24 protein-coding genes are annotated in these 22,196 nt (G+C 66.0%); 15 read left to right on the forward strand and 9 right to left on the reverse strand.

Annotated features, from left to right (window positions below; genetic code table 11):
* Window positions 1-283: 283 nt before the first annotated feature.
* The 3 genes from J1N50_RS01425 to J1N50_RS01435 all read right to left on the reverse strand — a co-directional run bounded on the left by J1N50_RS01425 (window position 284) and on the right by J1N50_RS01435 (window position 4,074).
* Entirely contained in the window at window positions 284-835 is a 552-nt protein-coding gene (locus J1N50_RS01425; RefSeq protein WP_215349581.1) for a SixA phosphatase family protein, read from the reverse strand.
* Window positions 836-891: 56 nt separating this feature from the next.
* Window positions 892-3,621, reverse strand: a complete 2,730-nt coding sequence (locus tag J1N50_RS01430; protein ID WP_215349584.1) for an ATP-dependent DNA helicase — start codon at window positions 3,619-3,621, stop codon at window positions 892-894.
* Window positions 3,622-3,705: 84 nt separating this feature from the next.
* On the reverse strand, window positions 3,706-4,074 hold the full coding sequence (locus tag J1N50_RS01435) for a PilZ domain-containing protein (protein ID WP_215349587.1): 369 nt from the start codon (window positions 4,072-4,074) through the stop codon (window positions 3,706-3,708).
* Window positions 4,075-4,174: 100 nt separating this feature from the next.
* Here J1N50_RS01435 and J1N50_RS01440 point away from each other — a divergent pair, with 100 nt between their 5' ends.
* From J1N50_RS01440 to J1N50_RS01480, 9 genes are all read left to right on the forward strand, one after another.
* The gene (locus tag J1N50_RS01440; protein WP_215349605.1) at window positions 4,175-4,585 is read left to right on the forward strand and encodes a response regulator transcription factor; all 411 of its coding nucleotides are present in this window, start codon (window positions 4,175-4,177) and stop codon (window positions 4,583-4,585) included.
* A 99-nt stretch (window positions 4,586-4,684) separates the two neighbouring features.
* Window positions 4,685-5,221, forward strand: a complete 537-nt coding sequence (locus J1N50_RS01445) for a DUF4199 domain-containing protein (RefSeq protein ID WP_215349608.1) — start codon at window positions 4,685-4,687, stop codon at window positions 5,219-5,221.
* A gap of 95 nt (window positions 5,222-5,316) precedes the next feature.
* A complete protein-coding gene (locus tag J1N50_RS01450; RefSeq protein WP_215349611.1) occupies window positions 5,317-6,918 on the forward strand; it encodes a lysine--tRNA ligase in 1,602 nt (533 codons plus the stop codon).
* An 11-nt stretch (window positions 6,919-6,929) separates the two neighbouring features.
* Window positions 6,930-7,415, forward strand: coding sequence for a DUF3291 domain-containing protein (locus J1N50_RS01455; protein WP_215349614.1), 486 nt, complete (start codon window positions 6,930-6,932; stop codon window positions 7,413-7,415).
* Window positions 7,412-7,897, forward strand: coding sequence for an asparaginase domain-containing protein (locus tag J1N50_RS01460; protein WP_215349617.1), 486 nt, complete (start codon window positions 7,412-7,414; stop codon window positions 7,895-7,897). Before J1N50_RS01455 ends, J1N50_RS01460 begins: the two co-directional genes overlap by 4 nt.
* 94 nt (window positions 7,898-7,991) lie before the next feature.
* On the forward strand, window positions 7,992-8,276 hold the full coding sequence (gene bufA2, locus J1N50_RS01465) for a BufA2 family periplasmic bufferin-type metallophore (protein WP_215349619.1): 285 nt from the start codon (window positions 7,992-7,994) through the stop codon (window positions 8,274-8,276).
* A gap of 184 nt (window positions 8,277-8,460) precedes the next feature.
* Complete coding sequence (locus J1N50_RS01470) at window positions 8,461-8,769, forward strand: hypothetical protein (RefSeq protein ID WP_215349622.1); 309 nt, start codon at window positions 8,461-8,463, stop codon at window positions 8,767-8,769.
* A gap of 63 nt (window positions 8,770-8,832) precedes the next feature.
* Entirely contained in the window at window positions 8,833-9,681 is an 849-nt protein-coding gene (gene bufB / locus J1N50_RS01475; protein ID WP_215349659.1) for an MNIO family bufferin maturase, read from the forward strand.
* The gene (locus tag J1N50_RS01480) at window positions 9,674-10,444 is read left to right on the forward strand and encodes an HvfC/BufC family peptide modification chaperone (protein WP_215349625.1); all 771 of its coding nucleotides are present in this window, start codon (window positions 9,674-9,676) and stop codon (window positions 10,442-10,444) included. Before bufB ends, J1N50_RS01480 begins: the two co-directional genes overlap by 8 nt.
* On the opposite strand, the gene J1N50_RS01485 is transcribed toward J1N50_RS01480, so the two are convergent.
* Window positions 10,441-11,472: a fatty acid desaturase family protein gene (locus J1N50_RS01485; RefSeq protein WP_215349628.1), complete on the reverse strand. Its 1,032-nt coding sequence runs from the start codon at window positions 11,470-11,472 to the stop codon at window positions 10,441-10,443. The genes J1N50_RS01480 and J1N50_RS01485 overlap by 4 nt on opposite strands.
* 204 nt (window positions 11,473-11,676) lie before the next feature.
* Here J1N50_RS01485 and J1N50_RS01490 point away from each other — a divergent pair, with 204 nt between their 5' ends.
* On the forward strand, window positions 11,677-14,262 hold the full coding sequence (locus tag J1N50_RS01490) for an EAL domain-containing protein (RefSeq protein WP_343227823.1): 2,586 nt from the start codon (window positions 11,677-11,679) through the stop codon (window positions 14,260-14,262).
* 7 nt (window positions 14,263-14,269) lie between these two features.
* On the opposite strand, the gene J1N50_RS01495 is transcribed toward J1N50_RS01490, so the two are convergent.
* From J1N50_RS01495 to J1N50_RS01510, 4 genes are all read right to left on the reverse strand, one after another.
* The gene (locus J1N50_RS01495; protein ID WP_215349633.1) at window positions 14,270-15,541 is read right to left on the reverse strand and encodes a metal-dependent hydrolase family protein; all 1,272 of its coding nucleotides are present in this window, start codon (window positions 15,539-15,541) and stop codon (window positions 14,270-14,272) included.
* A gap of 131 nt (window positions 15,542-15,672) precedes the next feature.
* The gene (locus tag J1N50_RS01500; protein ID WP_246552925.1) at window positions 15,673-16,590 is read right to left on the reverse strand and encodes an RcnB family protein; all 918 of its coding nucleotides are present in this window, start codon (window positions 16,588-16,590) and stop codon (window positions 15,673-15,675) included.
* Between the two features lie 137 nt (window positions 16,591-16,727).
* Window positions 16,728-17,273: a (2Fe-2S)-binding protein gene (locus J1N50_RS01505; protein WP_215349638.1), complete on the reverse strand. Its 546-nt coding sequence runs from the start codon at window positions 17,271-17,273 to the stop codon at window positions 16,728-16,730.
* 27 nt (window positions 17,274-17,300) lie between these two features.
* Window positions 17,301-18,065, reverse strand: a complete 765-nt coding sequence (locus tag J1N50_RS01510; protein ID WP_215349641.1) for a class II aldolase/adducin family protein — start codon at window positions 18,063-18,065, stop codon at window positions 17,301-17,303.
* 272 nt (window positions 18,066-18,337) lie between these two features.
* Here J1N50_RS01510 and rpsU point away from each other — a divergent pair, with 272 nt between their 5' ends.
* The gene (gene rpsU / locus J1N50_RS01515) at window positions 18,338-18,544 is read left to right on the forward strand and encodes a 30S ribosomal protein S21 (protein ID WP_003047635.1); all 207 of its coding nucleotides are present in this window, start codon (window positions 18,338-18,340) and stop codon (window positions 18,542-18,544) included.
* A gap of 198 nt (window positions 18,545-18,742) precedes the next feature.
* On the opposite strand, the gene J1N50_RS17900 is transcribed toward rpsU, so the two are convergent.
* Window positions 18,743-19,519 carry a cold-shock protein gene (locus J1N50_RS17900; protein WP_215349644.1) on the reverse strand — a complete coding sequence of 259 codons (777 nt, stop codon included), beginning with the start codon at window positions 19,517-19,519 and terminating at the stop codon, window positions 18,743-18,745.
* A 260-nt stretch (window positions 19,520-19,779) separates the two neighbouring features.
* Here J1N50_RS17900 and J1N50_RS01525 point away from each other — a divergent pair, with 260 nt between their 5' ends.
* From J1N50_RS01525 to J1N50_RS01540, 4 genes are all read left to right on the forward strand, one after another.
* Complete coding sequence (locus J1N50_RS01525) at window positions 19,780-20,397, forward strand: ribonuclease D (RefSeq protein ID WP_215349647.1); 618 nt, start codon at window positions 19,780-19,782, stop codon at window positions 20,395-20,397.
* Window positions 20,398-20,413: 16 nt separating this feature from the next.
* Window positions 20,414-21,055, forward strand: coding sequence for an LPS export ABC transporter periplasmic protein LptC (gene lptC / locus J1N50_RS01530; protein ID WP_215349651.1), 642 nt, complete (start codon window positions 20,414-20,416; stop codon window positions 21,053-21,055).
* Entirely contained in the window at window positions 21,052-21,630 is a 579-nt protein-coding gene (locus tag J1N50_RS01535) for an LptA/OstA family protein (protein ID WP_215349654.1), read from the forward strand. The genes lptC and J1N50_RS01535 overlap by 4 nt, the downstream gene beginning before the upstream one ends.
* A gap of 103 nt (window positions 21,631-21,733) precedes the next feature.
* Entirely contained in the window at window positions 21,734-21,883 is a 150-nt protein-coding gene (locus J1N50_RS01540) for a hypothetical protein (RefSeq protein WP_215349656.1), read from the forward strand.
* The last annotated feature ends 313 nt before the right edge of the window (window positions 21,884-22,196 follow it).

Consider the following 22,196-nt stretch of genomic DNA (forward strand, 5'->3'; position numbering starts at 1 on the left):
TTATAGCATCGCCGCAGCCAGCATGACGAGAATTGAAGGGCCGCTCCCCACCCCAAAGCCGACACACCCTCAAATAAGCCTTTCCTACATTATCCGGCTGTGCCAGCCTTCATCCGGCTCTTTCATCTGGTGGATCAACGCGGCCGGGCGTGCGAGACGCGTTCGGCAAACACCGGTCCCAAACCGGCGATGCATAAGGCTGAACTTTCCTGAACTTTGAAAAACCGGCCCGCGATCACGGAGCGAGGCCTGACATATCCCCGCCGCAATGCCGCAATCCCGGTCAGTCGTGATCCATCGCCGGCCCCAGCGCCGGGTCGAGGTCGCGCGGGCGGATGAACGCGGTGATCCGCGCCTTGTTGACGTCCAGATCGTGCCAGTCGGCGATGTCGAGTTCGAGCCGCACCAGCGCCGAGGTCGGCAGTTTTTCCTCCACCTGCTCGCGAAGCGGGCCGCCGCCGTCCGACGGAACGAGCTCGAGCACCAGATCCTCCAACCCCGGATTGTGACCGGAGATCAGCAGGTGCGCCGCATCCTTGCCCATGTCGCGGATGACGTCGATCAGCGTCGCCGCCGATGCGAGATAGATGCGCCGGTCCCAATGCGGTTCGAGCGCATCGAGCGCCGCCGCCGGCTGGAACAGGTCGAGCGTTTCGGTCACGCGCACCGCGGGCGAGGCGATGATGCGGTCGATCGGAAAGGCCTGCCGCTTCACATATTGGCCGATGAGCTCGGCGCCGCGGCGGCCGCGGGCGTTGATCGGCCGGTCGAAATCGCGCTCGACCTGCACGTCCCAGCCCGATTTGGCGTGCCGCAGGATGGTCAAAGTCTTCAAAATCGCTCCCCGCGTTGCCTAAGCGTCCCCTCGGTCGGAAACTCTGTGCCGCAATCTTATGACGGTGAAAAGGCGGGATATGCGCTTTTTCGCTGCGCGACGTTCGCCGCGGCGACATGATTGACGGCTTCGTCGAGCGGCAGGCGGCGGATCGGCGTGCCTTCGGGAAAGGCGCCGAGCAGGCGCGAAGGGAAGCTTGGCGAAAGCATCACGAACTGCCCGAAATCGTCGGCGCGGCGGATCAGGCGGCCGAATGCCTGGCCGATGCGAGCGCGGATGACGCTGTCGTCATAGGCGCTGCCGCCCTGCGCCGCGCGGCGCGCGGCGTGGAGGATCGTCGGGCGCGGCCATGGCACGCCCTCCATCACGACGAGGCGTAGCGACTCGCCGGGCACGTCGACGCCGTCGCGCAGCGCATCGGTGCCGAGCAGCGAAGCGTGCGGGTCGGCGCGAAAGATGTCGACGAGCGTGCCGGTGTCGAGTGGATCGACGTGCTGGGCATAGAGCGGCAGGCCTGCGCGTGCGAGGCGATCGGCGATGCGGGCATGGACGATGCGCAGCCGCCGGATCGCGCTGAACAGCCCGAGCGCGCCGCCGCCCGACGCCTCGATCAACCGGCTGTACGCGCCGGCGAGCGCGGGCAGGTCGCCGCGCGCGATATCGGTGACGATGAGGACTTCGGACTGGCGCGCATAGTCGAACGGGCTCGGCACCGCGAAATGCTGGACCCCGCCGTCCATATGCCGTGCGCCGGTGCGGATGTCGGCATCGGTCCAGCCCGATCCGCTGCGCAATGTCGCGGAGGTCACGAGCACGCCCTGCGCGGGGCGATAGACGATGTCGGCGACCGGCCGTGCGGGGTCGAGCCAGTGGCGATGCAGGCCAAGGTCGAATTCGCGCCCGTCGAACCGGTCGACCGCGAGCCAGTCGACGAAGTCGGGATCCGCCGGGCCGCCGACGCGCCCGAGCAGGGATAGCCAGGCACCGAGCGTGTCGATCCGCGTTCCGAGACTGTTGCGCGCCCCGTCGACGCGCGCCCGCGCCTGACCGTCGAGCCAGTCGGGGGGATCTTCGACCAGCGCGTCGAGCCGTTTGCCGAGCGCCATCAGCGGGCGCAGCAGCGCCTCGATCGCATCGCTCGCATTCGCGGCGGCCGCCACCAGTTCGGGATCGGGATCGGCGAGTTCGGTTTCGAGGCCGTAGCCGCTGTCGCCGGAGCGCGTGTCGACGCTGCGTGCATAGGTCATCGCGCGCACCGCGGCGAGCAGCCGCTCGATCGCGCCCCACGGCTCATTCTCGGAAATGCGGCCGAGCCAGCCCTCGCCGGGCAGCTCGCCCGCCGCCTGGATCGCCCCCTGGATCGCCTTGTCGCCCGCCTCGTCATAGCTCGCGACATCGGCGAGGCGCGCCGCGAGCCCGCGCCGCCGTCCGCGCGACTTGCCCTCCGGCCCCAGAACCCAGCGGCGGATTTCGACCGCTTCCTGCCCGGTCAGCGCCGCCGCGAACATGCTGTCGGCGGCGTCCCACAGATGATGGCCCTCGTCGAAGATCAGCCGCGTCGCGGGCGCACCGCCGTCACGCGGGCGCGCGGCCTGCACCATCGTCAGCGCATGGTTGGCGATGACGATGTCGGCCTGCGTCGCGGCGCGCGCCGAACGCTCGATGAAGCATTTGCGGAAATGCGGGCAGCCCGCATAGATGCACTCGCCGCGCCGGTCGGTGAGCGCGGTGGTGCCGTTGCGGCGGAACAGCGCGGGGAGCCAGCCGGGCAGGTCGCCGCCGACCATGTCGCCGTCGCGCGTGTACGCCGCCCAGCGTGCGACAAGCTGCGCGAGGATTGCGGCGCGGCCCGAAAAGCCGCCCTGCAAGGCGTCCTCGAGATTGAGCAGACACAGGTAATTTTCCCGGCCCTTGCGCACGACGACCTTCTCGCGGTGCGTCGCGGCGTCGGGATAGAGCTTCTCGGTCTCGCGCGCGAGCTGGCGCTGCAGCGCCTTGGTATAGGTCGAAATGCAGATCGCGCCGGCGGACTGGTCGATCCACTGTTTGGCGGGAGCAAGATAGCCCAATGTCTTGCCGATACCGGTGCCCGCCTCGGCGACGAGCATCTGCGGCATGTCGCGGCGCTCGCGCGGGGCGAAGATCGCGGCGGCCGCGCGGGCGTAATCCTGCTGCCCCGTGCGGCGCTCGGCACCGTCGCCGGTCAACCGGTCGAGCCGCGCGCGGATGTCGTCGGGATTGACCGTCACCTGCCGCGGCTGCGGGCGCGGCGGCGCCTCTTCCCACTCGGGCAGTTTCGCGAAAAGCCAGCGATCGGCCTTGTCGGGCGGGCCGAGCCGTGATTGCATGATCGACGCCCACGGCCAGCGCTGGCGGCCGAGCGCCTGCAGCCCGTGCCAGGCGCCCTCGCGCTCGGGCCAGTCGCGATCGTCGAGGCTGGCGAGCATCGTCGCGGCGGCGCGGGGCAGGAAGGGCGCGATGTCCTCTTCGGCCTTCGGTGCTTCAAGGTCGATCGCGGCGGCGATCCCCGCGGGCGTCGGCACCGCGAAGCGCGCCGGGTAGAGGAAGGCGAAGAGTTCGAGCAGGTCGAGCCCCGACAATTCGGGATAGCCGAGCCGGTCGCCGGTCAGCGTCGCACCCAGCAGCAGGTGCGGCGTCGCGGCGACCGCGGCGATGGCTTCGCCGCGCCCGACGCGCTGCACACCCCCTGCGGGATCGGTGATCCAGATGCCGACATGGCTCGCGTGCAGTGCGGGCAGGGCAAGGGGATCGACGCGGGGGAGCATCGGAACACGCTAGGGACAAAAGGCGAACGCGGCAAGGCGGCATGGGATCCTCCCCATGCCTGCGGCACAGGGAGGATCGAAGGATCAGCTCAGCCCGCGGCGGCCGAAGACCGTGGTGCGCTGGCTGAGGAAGGCCGGTGGAATGTCGGCCGGCTTGACCCTGCGGGCGCTCCGCAGCGCGTTGTAGAGCGCGCCGTGCGTCAGCTCGTAGGGGAAGCGGACGCCCATGCGGTCGAATTCGGACCACATCACGACCGCGTAGGTAACCTCGCCGGCATAATGGATTTCGCAGCGCGACCGCGCGGGCATGCTCGCGCCGTCGATGCGCGCGCCGGCTTCGGACAGGTCGACGATGCGGCCGTCGACGAAATTGAGCACGCCATTGATCATGACCTCGATCGTGACCGGCGTCCGGTTGTGGCTGCGCGCCGTGGGGGAACGGAAGTTCGTCATGGGCAGAGGCTAAGCCCGACATGGTAAATTTTCCGGTAACGATAGGCCCGGCGATGGCGCCATATTGCAAGCGTCCGCCGAGAATGATCTACCACGGCTCATGGCGCGCCCGATCATCCTCTATGGCATCGCTCTCGCGGCCTCGGCCTTCCTGCTCGAATGGCTGAACTACAAGCATGTCGTGCATCGCTGGTCGGCCGAATTCTATATCGCCTGCATCGCGGTCGTCTGTGTCGCGCTCGGCATATGGGTCGGCAACCGGCTGACCGCGCGTCCGCGCGTGGCGTTCGCGCGCAACGACGCGGCGATCGCCGCACTGGGGCTCAGCGCGCGCGAGTGCGAGGTGCTGGAGATGCTGGCGGCGGGCCATGCGAACAAGGTCATCGCGCGCCGGCTCGACATCTCCCCCAACACGGTGAAGACGCACGTCGCGCGCGTGTATGAAAAGCTGGAGGTCGCCAGCCGCACGCAGGCGGTGCAGAAGGCGCGGACGCTCGACATCCTGCCGTAAAATTGGACGAAGCGCGCCAAATCACCCGTTTGGGCGATGGATTTTCCGCCGTTGTCCCGCTTCTCCTCGCATGGCATTCATTCATCGGGGAGATATATCATGGGCAGGATCATCGCGGTTTACGGTGCTATCGCGGGCGTGATTGTCGTCATCGGCATGTTCCTCAACATCAGCTTCCTCGCCGACCATGGGGCGTTGGGGATGGTCGCCGGCTATCTGTCGATGCTGGTCGCGCTCATCTTCGTGTTCGTCGGGGTGAAGCGCTATCGGGACGTCGATCTGGGCGGGGTGATCGGCTTTGGCAAAGCTCTCGGCGTCGGGCTCGGCATCGGCCTGTTCGCGTCGCTTTTCTACGTCCTCGGCTGGGAACTCTATATGTGGCAGACCGGCGGGACGTTCATGGCGGAATATATTGCGAGCAGCATCGAGGATATGCGCGCGGCAGGCAAATCGGCGGCCGAGATCGCCAAATTCGCGTCCGAAATGGGCGCGATGGCCGAGCAGTATAAGAATCCGCTGTTCCGGATGGCGCTGACGCTCACCGAGATATTGCCGGTCGTGCTGATCGTGTCGCTGGTGTCGGCGGCGCTGCTACGCCGGAGCAGCTTCATGCCCGCGATCCAGCCGCGCGGGTGAAGACCAGTGATCCTCCCCGGAACGGGGAGGATTTTCGAATTCCGGCGCGCCCGGTCTTCTTCCCATTGGCGCATCTTGCGGCTATGGCGCGCGCCATGACCGACTTGCACCTTCATCCGTCGCTGCGCGAGCCCGCGCAAACGTCCAAGGCCTGGCCGTTCGAGGAAGCGCGCAAGCTGGTCAAACGCTATCCGCAGGGCAAACCGGGCGGCGAGGCGGTATTGTTCGAGACCGGCTATGGCCCGTCGGGCCTGCCGCATATCGGCACCTTCAACGAAGTGCTGCGCACGACGATGGTCCGCCGCGCCTATGAGGCGCTGACCGGCGGCGCGCCGACGCGCCTCGTGGCGTTCAGCGACGACATGGACGGGCTGCGCAAGGTTCCGGACAATGTGCCCAACAAGGACATGCTGGCCAGCCATCTCGGCAAGCCGCTTACCGCGATCCCCGATCCGTTCGGAAAATATGAGAGTTTCGCGCACCATAACAATGCGATGCTGCGCGAGTTTCTCGACCGGTTCGGCTTCGATTACGAGTTTGTGAGCTCGACCGAGCGCTACAGGTCGGGCGCCTTCGACGAGGCGCTGAAGAACGTCCTGCGGCATAACCAGGACATTCTCGACATCATGCTGCCGACGCTGCGCGCCGAACGCGCCGCGACCTATTCGCCGATCCTGCCCGTGAGCCCCAAGTCGGGGATCGTGCTGCAGGTGCCGGTGACGGTGGTCGATGCCGACGCCGGCCTCGTCTCGTTCGAGGACGAGGGCGAGACGATCACGCATTCGATCCTCGGCGGCGGCGCGAAGCTGCAGTGGAAGGTCGATTGGGCGATGCGCTGGGTCGCGCTCGGCGTCGATTACGAGATGTACGGCAAGGACCTGACCGACAGCGGCATCCAGTCGGGCAAGATCGCGCGCGCGCTCGGCGGGCAAAAGCCCGAGGGGCTGATCTACGAAATGTTCCTCGACGAAAAGGGCGAGAAGATTTCGAAGTCGAAGGGCAATGGCCTGAGTCTCGAGCAGTGGCTGAGTTACGGCAGCGAAGAGAGTCTGGCCTTCTTCGCATACCGCGAGCCCAAGGCGGCGAAGCAGCTCCACATCGGCGTCATCCCGAAAGCGGTCGACGAATATCTGCAGATGCGCGGCAATTATCCGGCGCAGGAGCCCGACAAGAAGCTCGGCAACCCGGTGCATCACGTCCATGTCGCGCGCGGCGAAGACATGCCGACCGCCGAACTGCCGGTGACGTTCGGCCTGCTGCTCAACCTCGTCGGGGTCATGGGCGCCGATGCGTCGAAGGACCAGATCTGGCGCTACCTCGGCCAATATGTCGAGGGTGCGAATGCTGCGACCTATCCCGAGCTCGACCGGCTGATCGACAATGCGATGGCGTATAACCGCGACTATGTCGCGCCGACCTTGCAGCGTCGCAAGCCGCAGGGCGGGGAGGGCGCGGCGCTCGCCGAACTCGACGCGAAACTCGCGGCGCTGCCCGCCGACGCCTCGGCCGACGATATCCAGAATATCGTGTACGAGATCGGCAAGAACGAGGCCTATGGCTTTGAAAACCTGCGCGACTGGTTCAAGGCGCTTTACGAGACGCTGCTCGGTTCCAGCGCGGGTCCGCGCATGGGCAGCTTCATCGCGCTGTTCGGGATCGACAATACGCGGCGGCTGATCGCCGAGGCGCTGGCATAAGGGAGGCGGGCGTGGCGGCTTACGAACTCGCGCAGATGAACATCGCGCGCTTCCGCCTGCCCGCCGACCATGTCGCGAACCGCGACTTCATGGCGGCGCTCGACGGCGTCAACGCGATCGCCGAGGCGAGCGACGGTTTCATCTGGCGGCTAACCGGCGAGGGCAATGACGCGACCGATGTGGCCGTCACCGACGATCCGCTGGTCATCCCGAACATGTCGGTGTGGCGCGACCTCGATGCGCTCGCCGCCTTCGTCTATCGCCAGCCCGAACATCTTTCGATCATGCGGCGGCGCAAGGAATGGTTCGACCATATGGCGGTCTATCAGGTGCTGTGGTGGGTGCCGGCGGGCCATCGTCCGACGGTGGCGGAGGGGATGGCCCGGCTTGCGATGCTCGAAGCGATCGGGCCGGGTCCCGAAGCCTTCACCTTCAAGCAGCCGTTCGCTGCTCCCGACGGCACGCCCGCTTCGCCGGTGCAGGACGAATGCGCGTGATCGACATTTTCACCACCGGCGGGACGATCGACAAGGTCTATTTCGATGCCTTGTCGGAATTCCAGATCGGCCCCGCGGCGATTCCCGACATGCTGCGCGAGAATAATGTGCATGTCCCGCACCGCGTGACGCAACTGATGCGCAAGGACAGTCTCGAACTGACCGACGCCGATCGCGAGACGATCCGCGCTGCGGTCGCCGCGAGCGACGCCGACCGCATTCTCGTGACGCACGGAACGGACACGATGGTCGTTACGGGCCGCGTGCTTGCGGGGATCGAGGGCAAAACGATCGTGATGACGGGGGCGATGCAACCCGCGTCGGTGCGCGCAAGCGATGCCGAATTCAACGTGGGCTTCGCGCTTGCCGCCGCGCAGACGCTGCCGCCCGGGGTCTATATCGCGATGAACGGCATGATTTTCGACCCCGAAACGACGGTGAAGGACCGCGCGGGCGCGCGCTTCGTGTCGAACGCCGGATAAACGCGGCGGCGCTGTAACCTTCTTTCGGCGCACCCGAATATCCCTCCGTGGACCGGCATCGTGCCGCGCCATCCTGTCTTCGGAGGAAATCATCATGACCAGCAACAAGTTCGCCGCCGCCATCGCCGCTTCGGCCACCGCCCTCGCGCTCGCCGGCGCTGCCATGGCCGCGCCCGCTCCTGCGGGCAGCTCGGGCGCCGCGGTCGGCGCCAAGGATATGGTTCATTGCTACGGCGTCAACAGCTGCAAGGGCACCGCCGACTGCAAGACCGCGTCGAACGAATGCAAGGGCCAGAACGAGTGCAAGGGCCATGGCTTCAAGGCGATGGCCGCGGCCAAGTGCCTGTCGGACGGCGGCGTGATCGGCGATCTCGGCTGATTCTGCGCTGATCCTGCACTGATCGTCCCCTCTTCCCGTGCGGCGAACCGTCCTGCCGCACGGGAAATCCCTTCGCCTGTGATCCAGATCATGCCACAAGGCTCTCGGGTCGTGTGACAAAAGCACGGGGGCGACGAGTCGCCCCGCCTTTATCTGGACAACCAAGGGAAGGGACGATCGCAAGATGAACAGCAACAAACTCGCCGGACTTATCGCTGCCTCCGCGACTGCGCTGGCGCTTTCGGGTGCGGCCATCGCCGCAGACAAGCCGCTGCCGAAGCAGATCGGGGCCAATGACACGGTCAAATGCTATGGCGTCAACAGCTGCAAGGGATCGTCGGACTGCAAGGTCGAAGCGGCTTCGTGCAGCGGCGATTCGGGCTGCAGCACGGCGGGCAACAGCTGCGCCGGCGCCAACAGCTGCAAGGGCAAGGGCTTCAAGAAGATCGCCGCGGGCAAGTGCCTGACGGATGGCGGCAAGATCGGCGTCTGACGCGAAGGCGGACGGGTCCGGCCGCGTGTCGGACCCTTCCGTTCGCCATGGAGACGATGCGTGATTGAACCCGATCGCAAGACCGCGCCTTCGCCCGGTTTCGGCCTGGGATTGCGGCCCGATCATTATCCCGATTTCCTGCGCGGGCCCCAGCCGGTGGACTGGCTGGAGATCATTTCCGAAAACTACATGGTGCCGGGCGGCAAGCCGCTTGCGATGCTCGACGCCATTCGCGCCGACTACCCGATGGTCATGCACGGCGTGTCGCTCTCGATCGGGTCCGACGAGCCGCTCGACATGGACTATCTTGCTGCGTTGAAAGCCCTTGAAAGTCGCGTCGAACCGCTTTGGATTTCGGACCATCTTTGCTGGACCGGAATCAACGCGCATAACACGCACGACCTGCTGCCGCTCCCTTATGACGCGCCCGCGCTCGACTGCGTCGTCGAGAACATCGGCCGTGTGCAGGATTATCTCGGCCGTCGCATCCTGATCGAAAACCCGTCGAGCTATGTGACCTTTCGCTCGTCGGACCGCAGCGAATGGGACTTTCTCGCCGAAATGGCCGAGCGTGCCGACTGCCTGCTGCTGCTCGACGTCAACAATATCTACGTCAGCGCGCGCAACCACGGCTTCGACCCCGAGGATTATCTGGCGGGGCTGCCGGCGGATCGCATCCAGCAGATGCACCTCGCCGGGCACAGCGACATGGGCGATCATGTCATCGATACGCACGATACCGACGTCTGCGATGCGGTATGGGATCTTTATGCGAGCGCGATCAGGCGGTTCGGATCTGTCGCAACGATGATCGAACGCGACGATGCCATTCCGCCGCTTGCCGATGTGCTCGCCGAACTCGATTGCGCCCGGGCGCTCTCGGCGCGCGCGCTGGAAGCTGAACATGCCTGAAGCGCTGCGCGAGATGCAGCGGCGCTTCCTCGCCGGAATTGTCGGCGACGACGCCGACGCGGAGGAACTGATCGTCGACGACGGCCGCGTCGGCGCCCGCCGACGGCTCGACATCTATCGCAATAATTACCGCGCCAGCCTGACCGGCGTCCTCGCCGATCATTATGAGCGGCTCCACGCCTATCTGGGCGACGAGCAATTCGACAATATCGCGCAAGCCTATGTGAAGGCGCATCCCTCGACGACGCGGAACCTGCGCTATTATGGCGAGGCGTTGCCGGCCTTCCTCGCCAAACATTTTCCCGATGACGGCGAGCTTGCCGAGCTTGCGGCGCTCGACTGGGCGCTCCGCCATGCTTTCGATGCGCGCGACACCGCGACACTCAATGCGGCAGCGGTCGGCGCGCTTGGCGATGCCTGGATCGAGCAGCCCCTCCTGCTGCATCCCTCCGCGCATTTGCTTCGGGTGCGCTTCAACGTCGCAGCGTTGTGGAGCGCGCTCGATGCCGAACAGGAGCCGCCCGAGCCGGTTGCCTTTGCGTCGCCGGTCGCGTTGCTTGTCTGGCGGAGCGGCCAGCAGCCGAGTTTTCGCAGCCTGCCGGAAGCGGAGGCCGACGCGCTGGCGCAGTTCGAAGCCGGTTCCAGCTTCACCGACCTCAGCGCACATGTCATCGCCGCGATGGGGGAGGCGGGGGCGATGGAAGCGCTCGCGGCCTGGCTCGGCCGCTGGCTCGCCGACGGCGTGCTGATCCTGGCCGACTAGGCCTTTGCCGTAACCTGCCGTAGCACCGCGCGGTAGTTCGGCGCGATCGTCATCGCCGGATGCTTGTCCTGCTGCCCCAGCATCGCGTGGACGGCGGGCAGGCGGTAGCAGGGCACACCCATGAACAGATGATGCTCGGCGTGATAATTCACCCAATATGGAGCGACCGTCGCGCGCGCAATCCAGCCGGCATAGGTCGTGCGTGCATGGGTGAAGGGATCCTGACTGCCGGTCGTCGTGCACGCATGTTCGGCGATGTTGCGGATGCGAAGGTAAAGCTGGAAGGTCGTCGCCAGCCCGGCGAGCCACAGCAGAAAGGGCGTCCAGCCATAGAGCGCGAGCGAGGCCGACAGCAGCACCACTTGCACCATCAGGAAACGCCCCACCGCACGCGTCACCGCCATCGCGCCCGCGACGTCGATCGTCGGTGACGTCATGCCGTCGTCCGACTGTTTGTTGAACGGCGTCCCCGCCTTGGTGCTCGCACGGCCCTTTTCAGCCGTTTCGCCGCGCAGCATCGCCTTCAGGCCTTTGAAGGCGAAGCCGAACTGTGCCATGCGCTGCTTGACGAAGGTCTGGCCGGTCAGGTCGCGCAGCACCTTGCGCCAAAGGCTTGCGCGCGTCGTCGGGAAAGGTTTCGACAGCGACAGGTCGGGGTCTTCGGGTTGCTGCGTGAATTTGTGATGCTGAAGATGATAGGTGCGATAGGCGATCAGGTCCGACCCGATCGCGGCACCGGTAAACCACTGGCCGAGGAAGTTATTCACCTTGCGACCGGGGTGGAGCAAGCCGTGCGCCGCCTCGTGCATCAGGATCGCGAGGCCGAGCTGGCGCCCGCCGACGATGATCACGGCAAGCAGCCAGGCAAGCGGATGGCCGCTCCATGCGGCGAGGCCGACCGCGGCGATGCTGACGATCCACGCATGGGCAACGAGCCAGGGGCCGCGCCAGCGCGACGGCGCGGTGATCGCGGCCCATTCGGCGCGGTCGAAAAAACGGTCGGGCGGCAGCAGGCGGACGGCAGGCATGAAACCAGTTTAACCCGTTGCGATCCGAAACCCAACCCCTTCCGTTTTGGCACAGGATCGGGGGAAACGGGGGCGCTGCCGGTAAGGATTTGGAAACCCCTTTCCCGACAGAGACGGGAGTGGGCAGTTGAGCGGATTAGGGCGTATTTTTTGGGGGTTAAGCATCATATCCTGCGGCCGGCCGATCGCGATATGCGGGGGAGTGTGTCGCCGTTCGCGACGCCCGAGTTCGCGATGCGCCTGCTCCGCGTCGCGCAGCTGTGGCATTATGTCTTTTTCGCCCGCACGCTCGCTTTTCTCTCCTTCGCCTTTTTCCCGGGCGTCGACGGCTTTCTCCGCCATCCTTCGCAGTGGTTCGTCATGGGGGCCGGGCTGGTCTGCGACCTGGCGCTTACGATCATCGGCCAGATGTCGCGCGGTTGGCGCAAGCTGCCCGTAAACCGCATCCAGGCCATTCTCGCCATTTGCTTCTCGCTCGTGACATTGGGAACGATGCTGGGTTCGGCGGCGACTTTCTCCGCGGTCGCCGTCCACGACGGGCGCTTCTACTTCGACGCTTTCTCCGCGGTCCAGCTCGGTGTGATCCTTGTCGCGGCGGCGGCGTCGGCGATCCAGCGCCCCGCCTTCTTCGCCTTCGCCGGCGCGACCGCGGTCGGCGGCACGATCGGGATCGCGTCCTGGCCCTTCGGTGTCGCCGGGCTCGTCTTCCTCGGCCTGCTCGTCATAATGCTGCGCCACGATGTCCGCCAGCAAATGCGCATGACGCGCGCCAGCCGGCTGACGATCAGCGAACAGCAACGCGCGCTCGGCCTGATGCGCGATTTCGAGCGCGCGGGGCGCGGCTGGTTCTGGGAGACCGACCGCAACGGCAACCTCGTCTATATTTCCCCGACTGTCGTTGCGAAACTCGGCCTCTCGCTGTCCGACGTCCTCGGCCGTCCGTTCACCGAGATCATCCGCAAGCGGCTGGGCAATGACGAGAGCGAGGAGCGGACGCTCGGCTTCAGCCTGTCGTCGCGCACGCCCTTCAACGAACTCACGGTGCTGGCGGCGGTGCCGGGCGAGGAGCGCTGGTGGTCGATCTCGGGGCATCCGATCAGCAACGAGCTCGGCAATTTTCAGGGCTTTCGGGGCTCGGGAACCGACCTCACCGACAAGAAGAAATCCGAACGCGAGATCAAGCAGCTCGCGCGCTACGACACGCTGACGGGGCTTGCCAACCGGCTGCACATCACCGAATTGCTCGAACGCGCGCTACGCAACCATGCGGGACAGGAGCAGCCGTGCGCGCTGCTTTTAATGGACCTCGACCGCTTCAAGGCGGTCAACGATACAATGGGGCACCCCGCGGGCGACCAGTTGCTGCAACAGGTCGCGGGTCGACTCACGCAGATCATCGGCGACAAGGGGCAGGTCGGCCGTCTCGGCGGCGACGAGTTCCAGATCGTGTTGCCCCAAATCGTCGAGCCCGAGAAGCTGGCCGGAATCGCCAACGCCATCATCCTCAGCCTCGCCAAGCCCTTCGCGATCGAGAATGAACAGGTAAGGATCGGCTCGTCGATCGGCATTGCGATATCGGATGGCGACGGCGTGACCGCCTCGGCGCTCGTGCGCAACGCCGACCTCGCCCTGTATGCCGCGAAGGACGCGGGGCGCGGCGTCCACCGTTTCTATGCCGACGCGATGCACAATCAGGCGAGCGAGCGGAAGGCGATCGAGGATTCGCTGCGCGATGCGCTGGCGAACGACGAGTTGCAGTTGCTGTATCAACCGATCGTCGATGTGAAGAGCGAGCGGATTTCGGGCTTCGAGGCGCTGATCCGCTGGCGCCGGAAGTCGGCGGAGATCGTCAGCCCGTCGAAGTTCATCCCGATCGCCGAGGAATCGAATCTGATCATTCCGATCGGCGAGTGGATCATCCGCACCGCCTGCGCAACGATCGCGCGGCTGGGCCCCGACTACCGCGTTGCGGTCAATGTCTCGCCGCGCCAGTTTGCGAACGAGAAGCTGCCCGTGACGATTCTGAACGCTGTTGCGGCGGCGGGGATCGAGCCCGGCCAGCTCGAGCTCGAGATTACCGAGGGGGTCTTCCTCGACGAAAGCCCCGCGAATCTGGAGATGTTCCAGAAGCTGAAACGCACTGGCGTCCGCCTCGCGCTCGACGATTTCGGGACGGGCTATTCGGCGCTCGGCTATCTGAAGAAGGCGCCGTTCGACAAGATCAAGATCGACCAGAGCTTCGTGCTCGGCGCGGCCGACAGGAACAGTATGAACGCCGCGATCATCTCGTCGATCGTCGGGCTCGCCGACGCGCTGGGGATGGAAACCACCGCGGAAGGGGTCGAGACGCACGACGACCTCGCGCTGATCCGCGGGCTGGGGTGCAGCCATGTTCAAGGCTATATCTACGGCAAGCCGATGGATATCGACGAGGTGGAGGCGCTGCTGGCCGAGCGGGGCGGCCTTGTCATCGCGCGCGGGTTCAAGAGCGCCCGCGAGCCGCGCGTCCGCACCTTCCGCACGATACAGGTCGAAAGCGGCGGACATCGCTATGAAGCGATCGTGCGCAACCTGTCTTCGCGCGGCGCGCTGCTCGAAGGCCTGTGGAACGTGCCCGAGGGAACGCCATTGTCGCTCGAATTTACGCCGGAGGTGCGGGTCGACGGCCGGGCCCGCTGGTCGACCGAAAGCCGCGTCGGGGTGCAGTTTGCCGAGGCGGTGGATACGGGGGCGCTCGTCCGCCCCGTCAAGGCGAAGGCGGTTCGTCCGCGCGTCCACCGCGCCGCGTGAGCGACGGTCAGTCGGCGGCGCGGCCGCGCACCATCACCCAGTCGACCTTCTCCAGCACTGTGACATCGTTCAGCGGATCGCCCGCGACGGCGATCATGTCGGCCGACAGGCCGGGCGCGATCCGTCCGATCTGATCCTCCATCGACAGCAGCTTCGCGGCGACCGTCGTCGCGCTCGCCAGCGCCTCGCGCGGGGTCAGGCCATATTTCACCAGCAGCGCGAATTCGCCCGCATTGCGCCCATGCTCGAACACGCCGGCGTCGGTGCCGAAGGCGACCGGGACGCCCAGCGCCTTGGCGCGCCCCACCGCCTTGCCGACATCGTTCATCGTCATGCGCACCTTGGCCTCGACCGTCGGGGTATAGATGCCCTTGCCGAGACGCTCCTTGATGCCCTCGAACGCCATCAGCGTCGGGACGAGATAGCTTCCCTTCGCCTTCATGACCTTGAGCGCTGCGTCGTCGGCGAAGGTGCCGTGCTCGATGCTGTCGATTCCCGCTGCTGCGGCGGATTCGATCCCGCGCGCGCCGTGCGCGTGCGCCATCACCCTCAATCCCAGCGAATGCGCGGTATCGGCGATGCTGACGAGTTCGGGGTTCGAGAAATGCCCTTCGAGCCCGCGCCCCTGCTGCGACAGCACGCCGCCGGTCGCGGTGATCTTGATGACGTCGGCGCCCGCACGCGACGCCTTGCGCACCTTCTCGGCGCATTCGACCGCGCCGGTGCAGGTATAGCCCTGGTCGAGCACGGCGTGGACGTCCTCGCGAAAGCCGGTGACGTCGCCATGCCCGCCGATGATCGACAGCGGCGGCCCGGCCGCGACGATCCGCGGACCTTCGATCATCCCCTCGGCAGTGCCGCGCCGCAGCGCGAAGGCGGTATATTGCGCCGATCCAGCCTCGCGGACGGTGGTGAAGCCCGCGCGCAATGTGAGGCGCGCATTCTTGGCGCCGACGACGACGCCCCATTCGTCGGGATCGACCGCTTCGCTGCGATAATCGCCGCCTGGATCGCCGGTCAGGTGGACGTGGAGGTCGATCAGGCCGGGGAGCAGCGTCTTGTCGCCCAGGTCGACGATCTCGGCGCCCGCGGGCGCCTCGCCGCGACCGGGCGCGATCGAGGTGATGCGATCGTCGGTGACGACGACGGTCGAGGGCCCCAGCGCCGGCTTGTTCGCGTCGGTGATGACGCGCCCGGCATAGACGACGGTGGTTTTGGCGATCGCGGTGCCGCCCAGCAGTGCGAGCGTCGCCGCCGCGACCAGTCGGATTGAGCGCATGATATCTCCCCTCATGTTGCCACGCGATGGTGGCGCGGCGGGCAGGGGAGGGCAAGCCGGTAAACGCGGGTCGACAAAAAGAGGGGCCGGAAGGCCGGCCCCTCAGTTTGCCTCTGATAACCGAAAGGATATTACCAGAAGAAGTCGTAGATCACGTCGACCACGCGGCCGCTGTAAACGTCGACGAGCAAGGCGTCGTCATAATAGCGGACCCAGCGATAGTCGCCGTAGGCCGGCGGCAGGCGATAATACCAGGGATCGTTGATCCAGTAGCGCTGACTGTAGAAGAGCGACCCGAGCGTGAATCCGATGCCGAAGCGCGTGTAGCCATAACCGCGATAGGGGTTGTAGTAGCGCGGCATCCGATAATAGCTGCGGTTCCGGTCGCGGTAGCTTCGCCAGTCGTAGCGCCGGTCGTCGCGCCAGCCGCGGTTCCAATTGTTGCCGGGACGGCCGTCGCGATAGCGCCGGTCGACATATCCGTTGCGGTTGTTGTCCCAGCGCCGGTCGACGCGATTGTCGTTGTTGCGATCCCAGCGGCGGTCGAGATCGCCGTTGCGATTGCGGTCATAGCGGCGATCGACGCGGTTGTTGTCGTTGCGGTCCCACTGACGATCGACCTGGCCGTCGCGATTGCGATCCCATTGGCGGTCGGTGCGGCCGTCGTTGTTGCGGTCATAGGTGCCGCGCTGTCCTTGCCATTGCTGGCTCGGACGCTGGCCGTCGCCGCGCTGACCCTGACCCTGCCATTGTCGCGGCCCGTCGCTGCGCTGGCGCTGGCCGTCCCAGCCATTGCCGCCGCGGTCACCGCGCGGCGCCTGTTGGGCCTGCCGCGTCTGCGGTGCGTTCTGACCCCGCTGGCGCTCGACGCGCTGGCCGCCGCCGTTCCAGTCGCCGCGGCGCGCTTCGGGACCGCGCGGCCCGCGTTCGCCGCCACGATCGCCGCGCTGGGCGATCTGGATGCGCTCGCCATTCGCCTGGGCGGCGGCGGGCGCTATCGGGGTGAGGATCGTCGCTGCGATCAGCAGCCCTCCGAACATCTTCTTCATCTCGGCTCTACTCCAGAATCCCATCCGGCACCCAGCCGATCGGGAAGATGAATCGAAAGTTACCGGAGGCAAGATGATTAGCGCCTGAACATCGCTGTTGCCTGCGGTTCAGCTAGATGAACGGAGCGGCAGATCCGCTAGTCGCCATGCGGGGTCCTGAGCGCGGGCACGGCGCGCGCGGCGTCGGCGGGGCGAATGCCCGGCGGCGGCGCGGCGGCGATGCGTTCCTCGCCGCGCATAACCCGGCCTGCGCGGCGGATTGCCGTGCGAATCCGGGGATAGGTGCCGCAGCGGCAGATGTTCGTCATCGCCGCGTCGATTTCGGCGTCGCTCGGGTTGCTGTTCTTCCGCAGCAGCGCGGCGGCGGCCATGATCATGCCCGACTGGCAGAAGCCGCATTGCGGCACCTGTTCGGCGACCCACGCCTGTTGCACAGGGTGGCTGCGGTCGCGCGACAGCGCCTCGATCGTCGTGACGAACCGGCCCTCGCACTCGGCGATCGTGACGAGGCAGCTGCAGATCGCCTCGCCGTCGATATCGACGGTGCAGGCGCCGCAGTCGCCGGTGCCGCAGCCATATTTGGTGCCTGTCAGGTTCGACGCATCGCGCAGCGCCCACAGCAGGGGCGTTTCGGGGTCCATGCGATATTCGACCGGGCGGTCGTTGACCGAGAAGCGCGTCATGCGGTCCGCCTTAGCGAAACCTTCGGATTAGTCACGCCAGCTCGTGTCGATCTTGTCGACCTTGCGCACCATGGCGTCGAACTCTGCCTTGCCCGACTGGCCGGGGATCGCCGCCATATAAAGGTCGCGCTGATGGACCTTGATGACATCGTCGCTGACCAGGATCGGCTTGCCCATGCTCATCGTGGCAAGCTGGATCTCGCACGCGCGCTGCAGCGCCCAATATTTGATGAAGGCGTCGGTCAGCGACTTGCCCATCACGACGGGGCCGTGATTGCGCAGCATCAGAATGCGCTTGTCGCCGAGATGCTCGACCAGCCGCTCGCCCTCTTCCTCGCGCACCGTTACGCCCTCGAAATCATGGTAGGCAAGCTGGCCCATGAAATTGCAGGCATAGAAGTTCGTCGGCTGAAGTCCGCCTTCGAGCCCGCAGACGGCCATCGTCGCGGTGGTGTGCGTGTGGATGATCGCATGCGCGTCGGGCAGGACGCGGTGGAACAAGCTGTGCTGGACGAAACCCGCCTTGTTGACGTGCCAAGGATTGTCGGCGTCGAGCTTGTTCCCGTCGATGTCGATCTTGATCAGGCTTGACGCGGTGACTTCGCTGAAGTGCATGCCATAGGGGTTGATCAGGAAGGCGCCATCCTCTTCCGGCACCTTTACCGTGATATGGTTGAAGATCATCTCGTCCCAGCCCATCATCGCGAAGATGCGATAGCAGGCGGCGAGTTCCTGCCGCGCGGTCCATTCGGCTTCGCTGTATTTGCTGTTGCGCTTGAGCTGCGTGGCCATTGGGCAGTCCTCTTCCTCTATCGGTTTCGTCCTGCTACCTATGCCACAGCAAAAGGGGGCTGTACAATCCCGCCCGGGACGCTTCCGGGGCATGATTGTCGCGCTTTGCCGCGTGGGGGCTTGCATTTCGGCGCGAATCCCTTTAGTGGCGCTCCATCGGAACGTCGCGCTTTTGCGGCGCTTCTTTTATTGCCCGAATATCGGCGACCTATGGCGAACCGGAACAAAGCCGGGGACATCGGCCGTTTGACGAACAGGAGACGACACGGCGTATGCAGATCATCGTTCGCGACAATAATGTCGACCAGGCCCTTCGCGCGCTCAAGAAGAAGCTGCAGCGTGAGGGTGTGTATCGCGAAATGAAGCTGCGTCGTCACTACGAAAAGCCCAGCGAGAAGCGCGCGCGCGAGCGTGCCGCCGCTGTCCGCCGCGCCCGCAAGATGGAGCGCAAGCGGATGGAGCGCGACGGTATCAAGTAAGACCGTCTCCCGTTCGGGATCCTGATTCGAGAAAGGGGCGCTGCGGCATCGCGGCGCCCTTTTTCATTTGGCTTTTTCGTCCGGGCGGCGTGAACATCCGCCAACCTGCCGAAGCCGGCTTTGTGCCCAAGCAGAAAGCGCCCAACAAAAAAGGGCGGCCCGAAGGCCGCCCTTTTCCTGTATCGATCGCGTCGGGACTCAGTCCTGCGACGGCTGCAGGTTCACCGCGGCGAACTTGCCGCGATCATCGACCTCGATGTCGAAGGCGACACGGTCGCCTTCCTCGAGGCCCGCCATGCCGGCGCGCTGCACCGCGCTGATGTGAACAAAGGCATCGGCCTGTCCGTCGTCGCGCGCGATGAAGCCGAAGCCCTTCGTCGTATTGAAGAATTTGACCGTTCCCGAGGTGCGCTCGCCCGTCAGCTGGCGACGGCCGCGGGCGCCGCCCGGACGGTCGCCGCCGGGGCCGCGATCGTCGCGGCGCGGAGCGAATTCCTCGACCGGCATCGGCTCACCCTCGATCTTGAGGTCGATTGCCGACACCTTGCCGTTGCGCTCGACGAGCGTGAAGGCAAGCGGCTGGCCCGACGCGAGACCCTGAAGCCCCGCCTGTTCGACTGCGCTGATGTGCACAAACACGTCTTCGCCGCCGTCGTCGCGCGCAATGAAGCCGAAACCCTTCGACGGGTTGAAAAACTTCACCTGGCCCTGGCCTTCGCCGACGACCTGCGCCGGCATCCCGCCGCCGCGTCCGCCGCCGAAGCCGCCGCGGTCCCCACCGCCGAAGCCGCCGCCACGATCGCCGCCGCCGAAGCCGCCACGGTCGCCGAAACCGCCGCGATCGCGGTCGCCGAAGCCGCCGCGCCCGCCATAGCTGTCGCCGCCATAGGGCGCAGGTTCGAAGCTGTCGAAATTGCCGAAGTCATCGCGCTTGCCGCGTCCGCGATGGCCACGGCGATCCTTGTTGAAACTCATTGCTTGATAGTCGCTTTCGGTCGTCCGCACCCCATTTACCCGGCTCCTTGCGCCGGACGGGGACGCAACTCACCACAGGCACAGACTCGCCCCGTGCCACACACAGCGCAAGATATAACCTAATTATCCACAGGCTGCGAACAGAAAATTCAAAAAGCCGGAGCAGAATTTTGCACGCTTTACCGCGCGCTTTGGCAAGGGGTGCGCGGACGGGGAAACCAGTCATTGAGCGGCGGGGCCGCTTCGCCTAAGGCGGGTCCATGACTGTCCATTTCCACGAAGAAGATCTGCCCGAAGGCGCGCTGGGACCCGGCGCGGTCGCGGTGGACACCGAAACCATGGGTTTGAACCCGCTGCGCGACCGGCTGTGTGTCGTCCAGATCAGCGACGGGTCGGGCGACGAGCATCTCGTGCGCTTCGGCCCCGGCAGCGCCTATGACGCCCCGGTGCTGAAGGCCGTGCTATCCGATCCGGACCGGCTGAAAATCTTTCATTTTGCGCGGTTTGACATCGCCGCGATCCAGCATGCGCTGGGGATCGTGACGGCGCCCGTCTATTGCACCAAGATCGCCTCGAAGCTGGTCCGTACCTACACCGACCGCCATGGCCTCAAGGAGCTGGTGCGCGAATTGCTGGGGCAGGAGGTGTCGAAGCAGCAGCAATCGAGCGATTGGGGCGCGGCGGAACTTTCCGAAGCGCAGCGCGATTATGCGGCGAGCGACGTGCGCTTCCTCCATGCGATGAAGGACGTGCTCGACGTGCGGCTTGCGCGCGAAGGGCGCACCCATCTGGCCCAGGCCTGTTTCGATTTCCTGCCGACGCGCGCGGCGCTCGATCTCGCCGGCTGGCCCGAAATCGATATCTTCGCGCACACGTAAGAAGAGCGATTCGCGAATGTCTGAACGCGCCGAACATGATCGCACCATGCGCCGCATGTGGGCCGCCAGCGGGTCGAGCCATGACCGCGTCGTGCGCATCCTGCGCTTCGGCCTGCCGCTCGTCATCGGGGTGATCGCGGCGGTGCTCGTCTTTTCGCCCTTCACGCAGCGTACCGAGATCAGCTTCCTGCTCGCCAAGGACAAGGTCGACATGGCGAGCGAGCGGATGAAGGTGACGCGCGCCGAATATCGCGGCCAGGATTCGAAGGGCCAGCCCTTCGCGCTGCTCGCCGGGAGCGCCGTACAGAAGAGTTCGGCCGAGCCGATCGTGCGGATGAGCCAGCTGTCGGGCGCAATCAAGCTCAATGACGGCCCCGCGACGATCGCCGCGGCCGAGGGGCAATATGATATGGACACCGAGAAGGTGTCGGTGCCGGGGACCGTGCGGGTGCGCAGCGCGAGCGGATACCGGCTCGACGCGAGCAACGTGGCGATCGACCTTAAAAGCCGGAGCCTCGCCGGGACCGGCGGTGTCAACGGCGCATTGAATATCGGACAATTTTCGGCCAACCAGCTGTCGGCCGATCTCGACCGGCGCGTCGTGCGGCTGACGGGCAACGCGCGGCTGCGGATCAACCAGGGAGCGCTGGGCAAATGAAGGGGCTTTGGACGATGAAGAGCGGCTTGCTCGCAGGCGCGGGCTTCGCACTCGCCAGCCTTGCGATCCTGAGCACGGGGCAGGGCGGCGGCGCCGCGCAGGCGCAGGCGCTCGCGAACCACAACAGCAACGCGCCGGTCGATTTCGACGCGGGCAGCATCGAGGTGCAGGATCGCGCCGACCGTGTCGTGCTGTCGGGCGGCGTGACGGTGACGCAGGCGGGGCTGACGGTGCGCGCGCCGCGGATGACCGTCGCCTACACACGCGACGGCGGCACCGACGTCAACCGGCTCGACGCGACCGGCGGCGTAACGGTGAACAAGGGCGACGAGACCGCCAAGGGCAATGTCGCGATCTATGATCTCGACAAAAGGCTGATCACGATGGTCGGCAACGTCCAGCTGCAACAGGGCGCGAACCATCTGACGGGCGGACGGCTGGTGATCGATCTCACCAGCGGTCGCGCAACGGTCGACGGGCGCGGCGCCGCACGCGGGCCCGACGGCAATCCGGTCACCGGCGGGACCAACGGACGCGTCACCGGCACCTTCAATGTGCCGCAAAGGAAGCAATAACCTTAGTCGTTAAGATTTGGGCAAGCGCGCCGAGCGAGGATCGCGGGCGGGGACCAGATCCATTGCGGTGCCGGGGGGCGGCCGCGCGAGCGAGGCGTTCCCCATGCGTTATGCGACCTTCCTACCCCGCCGGCGGCCGATGTTCGGACGCCGCACCGAAGCAGCCGAGGTCGTCGCGGTGCAGCCGACGCGCGAGGAGCGACGGCTGGTGCAGAGCATCGTCCGGCTGATGGGGCCGGCCAAGCCCCGCTGAACGCGCGAAGCGGAGCCCGCCCGGGTCGGCTTTTGGGGGCGGCTTTCCGCCCCTAGCCATCGCGGCATGGGTTTTCAAAGTTCAGGAAAGTTCAGCCTTGTGCGCCCCCCTTTTCGGCCGCGGGGATTGCCGAACGCATCGCGCCCGCGGGGCTGCGTTGGTCCACCAGATGCAACAGCCGAATGAAGGCTGGCACGGCGGGATAATGTAGGAAAGGCTTATTTGAAGGCGGTGTCGGCTTTGGGGTGGCGAGCTGTCATTCAATTCTCGTCATGCTGGCTGCGGCGATGGCCTCGCTGTTTCAGCATCCATG

This window comes from Sphingopyxis soli (genome assembly GCF_018682675.1).
Classification (GTDB): domain Bacteria; phylum Pseudomonadota; class Alphaproteobacteria; order Sphingomonadales; family Sphingomonadaceae; genus Sphingopyxis; species Sphingopyxis soli.